Here is a 4,109-nt window from a genome sequence, read left to right on the forward strand (position 1 = left end):
CGCGGCCCTCGATGAGTGGCTGTGACCACACGCTCGCACCGGTCTTTCGCCAGCCCTTTGCCGGGGAACCGATGGACCGGCTGGATTCTCCCGGCCGTCCGTGTTGTTCCGGACCGGTGCCGTCGACGAGGAGGTGTGGAGCACATGCGCAGGAGTGCCCGGCAGTTGAGCCCGCGTACTGACCTTTGCCGCCTCCTCACGACGGAGACACCTTGTCGCTTCGCATCACCCCACTGACCGACCCCGCTCACGGGCCGCACAGCCGGCGTCTTGCATGGCTGGCGTCCGACGCCGATTCCATCCCTGTCGGGACGGCCTTTCTGCGGCTGTTCACCGATCCGGGGCAGGAGCACCTGGCCGAACTGACCCTCCGGGTCCATCCCGCGGAGCGACGCAGGTGCGTCGGTTCCCGGCTGCTCGACGCCGCCGTGGCCGCCGCCCGGGACAACGCCCGACGCCGCGTTGTCGCGCAGGCCGAGGCCGGATCGCCCGGCGACCGCTTCCTGACGGCTCGCGGTTTCCGCAAGGTCCTCACCCTGAGGTTCTCCCGCTTGCCACTGGCCGATGTGGACACCACCGCCCTCGCCGAGATCATCGAACGTCCGCATCCCGGCTACCGGCTGGTGTCATGGCGGGGAACCGTCCCCGACGGCCTCGCCCAGACGTTCGCCGCCTCACGTCACGCCATGGACGACATGCCCATGGACGACAGCGACCACGGCACCGTGACCTGGGACGTGGACCGCGTCCGGGCCGCGGCGAAGGCCGTCGAACAGCGCGGCGACCAGTTGCACACCGTCGTCGCCGTCGACGCCTCCAACGGCTCGATCGCCGGGTTCACCGAACTCGTCGTCCCCGGCGACGGCACAGGTGACGGCCAGCACTACGGCACCGGCGTGCTGCCCGAGCACCGTGGACACGGCCTCGGCCGATGGATGAAGGCCGAGTCGATCCGACAGGTCCATGGGCACTATCCGGACCTCGGTGGCCTCCTGACCGACACCGCCGACGGCAACACGCACATGCTCCTTCGAACCCCGCGACGCGGTCAAGGGCGACGTGGCCCGCATGATCCTCTACATGGCGGTCCGCTACGAGGGCACGGACGGTTGGCCCGACCTGGAGCCCAACAACTCCGTCACCAACGGCAGCGCCCCGTACCACGGCCGACTCTCGGTCCTGAAGCAGTGGCACGAGCAGGACCCGCCGAGCGCGTTCGAGAAGCGCCGCAACGACGTCATCTACAACTCCTACCAGTACAACCGGAACCCGTTCATCGACCACCCGGAGTGGGTCGAGGCGATCTGGTAGCGGTCCGGTTCCCGTGGTGTCCGGTGCGCTGTCGCCGGGCACCACGGGAAGGCGCTGTGCCCGGCCACCGGTGACGGGATGTCGGGTGCGGGTTCAGGGCAACCCTTTATGATCACGCGGTGGCCGCTCTCGGTCCCAGCCGGCTCAGCAGTGCCTGTTCGAGGTCGGTTTCCGCATCAAGCGGTGAACTCTCCGTCGACGGCGATCGTTGCTCCGGTGACGTACTGACCATCGGAGCTTGCCAGGTGAGCCACGGTGGCGGTGATCTCAGCTGCTCCGCACAGCGGCCCAGGGCGGTGAGGCCGGCGATCGCCGCGGCGTCGGGGCCATGGGCGGGGTTGGAGTCGGTGTCGGTGGGCCCGGAGTCCACCGGATTGACGGTGATGCCACGCGGGCCGAGCTCCCGGGCCAGGCCCCTGGTCATGCCGATGAGGGCTGTCTTGCTCGTCGAGTACAGCGCGAGTCCCGGAAAGACCGCGCGCTCGGCCACTCCTCCATAAGCTGTACAGACAGCCCATACAGGAGAGGATGACGGCGTCGACGCCGCCACCCCGGTGCTCGTCGAGACGCGCTCCCTCGTCGACCAGCGCGGCGCTCCCCTGGAATACATGGTCAGCTCCTACGTGGCCTCCCGCTACGCGCTCCAGGTCGACTTCTCCGCCGCCCGCCCGGAAGGCCCCTGAGACGCGGCCGAGCCGGGAGGGGAAGCCACCGCCCCGTTCGATGATGGGCGTCACCGCGTCGAGGGCGGCGGCTGTGCTGCCGGCGCCGGGCAGCGGAACGAGGTCCGGGAAGGACGAGACGCCGGGCTCAGGTGAGAGAACCGGCAGAATGGGAACATTTCCTGAGATATCCGGTGGACACGCAAGGAAAGATCGTCCGAGATGAGCGGACCGGCCCGGAAACCGGTCGCCGCCGCGCCGGAGCGCGCCCGCACCCGGGACCCGGCGGTTCTGCCGTTCCGTCCCTACGCCCGCAGGACCATCGCCCAGGACCCCACGGCGTACGGCGGACCTCGTGCCCGAGGAAGAGCGGCACCACCTCGGCTCCCCGGGACGGGGACTGCGTGACCACGACACGGCGCCGGGGCAACCTCACTCCTCCGGGCGCCTCCGCGGCCCGGGATCCCCACTGGGGGAGGCGGTCGGCGCTCCGCCATCGAAGCAGGGGCACATACGGGAACAGCGGGACGGCACGGCGGCAATGGTGATGCGGAAGAACAACGCCCAGGTCTCCCAGACCCCGGCCGGGAGGCGCACGCTGGTGGCCCAGCTCGCCGACCGGGTGCGCGACTTCCTGAGCACCGAGGCGGGCAGCGTCGGCCTGCTCCTGGCCGCTGCCGTGGTGGCTCTGGTGTGGGCGAACTCGCCCTGGTCGGACGCGTACACGTCGCTGTGGGCGACCGAGGCGTCCTTCTCGCTCGGCGGGGCCAGTCTGTCGATGGACCTGGGGCACTGGGTCAGCGACGGCCTGATGGCCCTGTTCTTCTTCGTCATCGGCCTGGAGGTCCGCTACGAGATCTCCGTGGGCGTGCTGACCGACCGCCGGCGCGTCGTGATCCCGGCCCTGGCCGGGATCGGCGGCATGCTGATCCCCGTGCTGCTGTACCTGGCGGTCGCACCCGGGGGTGAGGCCCTCCAGGGGTGGGGCGTGGTCATCGGCACCGACACCGCGTTCATGCTGGGGGCACTCGCCATCGTGGGCCCCCGGTTCGTCACGCAGCTGCGGGTCTTCCTGCTGGCCATCACCGTCATCGACGACATCGTGGCCGTCGCCGTGATCGGCTTCGTCTTCTCGGAGACGGTCCACCTGCGGCCGCTGCTGGTCGCGCTCGCCCTGTGCGCGGTCCTGGCCGGGCTGACCCGCCTGGGCGTGTGGCGCGCGGCCCCGTACGTGCTGGTCGTGCTCGCGCTGTGGCTCGCCACCCTCCAGGCCGGCCTGCACGCCTCCATCGCCGGCATGCTCGGCGGTCTGCTCATCCCTGCCCACACCCCCACGCGCCAGGCGGTGGAGCGGGCCGTCCGGCTCTTCCGCGCCTTCCGCCAGTCCCCCCGGGCGGACGTGGGTCTGACGGCACGCAGGGGGCTCAAGCGCGTCGTCTCCGTCAACGAGCGGCTGCAGACGGTGCTCCACCCCTGGACGAGCTACCTCGTCGTCCCGGTGTTCGCCCTGGCCAGCGCCGGCGTCGACCTGCGCGGCGGCGTCCTGGCCGACGCCCTGACCTCCAAGGTCACCTGGGCCGTCGTCATCGGTCTCGTCGTCGGCAAGCTCCTGGGCATCGGGGGCGGCGCGCTGCTTCCCGCCCGCCTCGGCCTGGGCAGGCTCCCGCGGGGTGTCGGCCCGGGCCACGTGCTGGGCGGCGGCGTGCTGTCCGGGATCGGCTTCACGGTCTCCCTGCTGATCGCCGGACTCGCCTTCGAGGACCCGGTCCTGCGCGCCCAGGCGACCGTCGGCGTCCTGCTGGCGGCCGTGCTCGCCACGGCCCTGGGATGGGTGGCGTTCCGCCTGGCCGCGGTCCTGCGCGGCGAGACGGACGCCGACCTGCCCCGCACCCTGGACCGCCCCGTCGACCCGGCCGCGGACCACGTCAGGGGTCCCGTGGACGCCCCCCTGACCCTGGTGGAGTACGGCGACTACGAATGTCCCTTCTGCGCCCATGCCACCGGTGTCGCCCAGGAACTGCGGCAGCGCTTCGGCGACCGGCTCCGCTACGTCTTCCGGCACCTGCCGCTGCCCGACGTGCACGAGCACGCCGAACTCGCCGCCCGGGCGGCGGTCGCCGCGGACGCGCAGGGACG

Annotated in this window: 2 protein-coding genes and 3 pseudogenes; 4 read left to right on the plus strand and 1 reads right to left on the minus strand. The window is 71.4% G+C overall.

Annotated elements, in window-relative coordinates:
* Positions 1-212: 212 nt before the first annotated feature.
* Together RH94_RS07225 and RH94_RS07230 are read left to right on the plus strand one after the other, a co-directional pair.
* Positions 213-1,025: pseudogene (locus tag RH94_RS07225) on the plus strand (GNAT family N-acetyltransferase); the annotation flags it as partial.
* Positions 1,015-1,311 (plus strand): annotated as a pseudogene (locus RH94_RS07230) (endonuclease); the annotation flags it as partial. The pseudogenes RH94_RS07225 and RH94_RS07230, both read left to right, overlap by 11 nt.
* 176 nt (positions 1,312-1,487) lie before the next feature.
* Here the strand turns inward: RH94_RS07230 and RH94_RS07235 are convergent.
* Positions 1,488-1,801: pseudogene (locus RH94_RS07235) on the minus strand (SDR family oxidoreductase); the annotation flags it as partial.
* 64 nt (positions 1,802-1,865) lie between these two features.
* On the opposite strand from RH94_RS07235, the gene RH94_RS46085 reads away from it, so the two are divergent.
* Positions 1,866-1,994 carry a hypothetical protein gene (locus RH94_RS46085; RefSeq protein ID WP_267893343.1) on the plus strand — a complete coding sequence of 43 codons (129 nt, stop codon included), beginning with the start codon at positions 1,866-1,868 and terminating at the stop codon, positions 1,992-1,994.
* A gap of 526 nt (positions 1,995-2,520) precedes the next feature.
* On the plus strand, positions 2,521-4,109 hold a 1,589-nt coding region (gene nhaA, locus RH94_RS07240), incomplete at its 3' end, for a Na+/H+ antiporter NhaA (protein WP_199880888.1).

Origin of the sequence: Streptomyces kebangsaanensis (assembly GCF_001906585.1) — a bacterium.
Lineage (GTDB): Bacteria > Actinomycetota > Actinomycetes > Streptomycetales > Streptomycetaceae > Streptomyces > Streptomyces kebangsaanensis.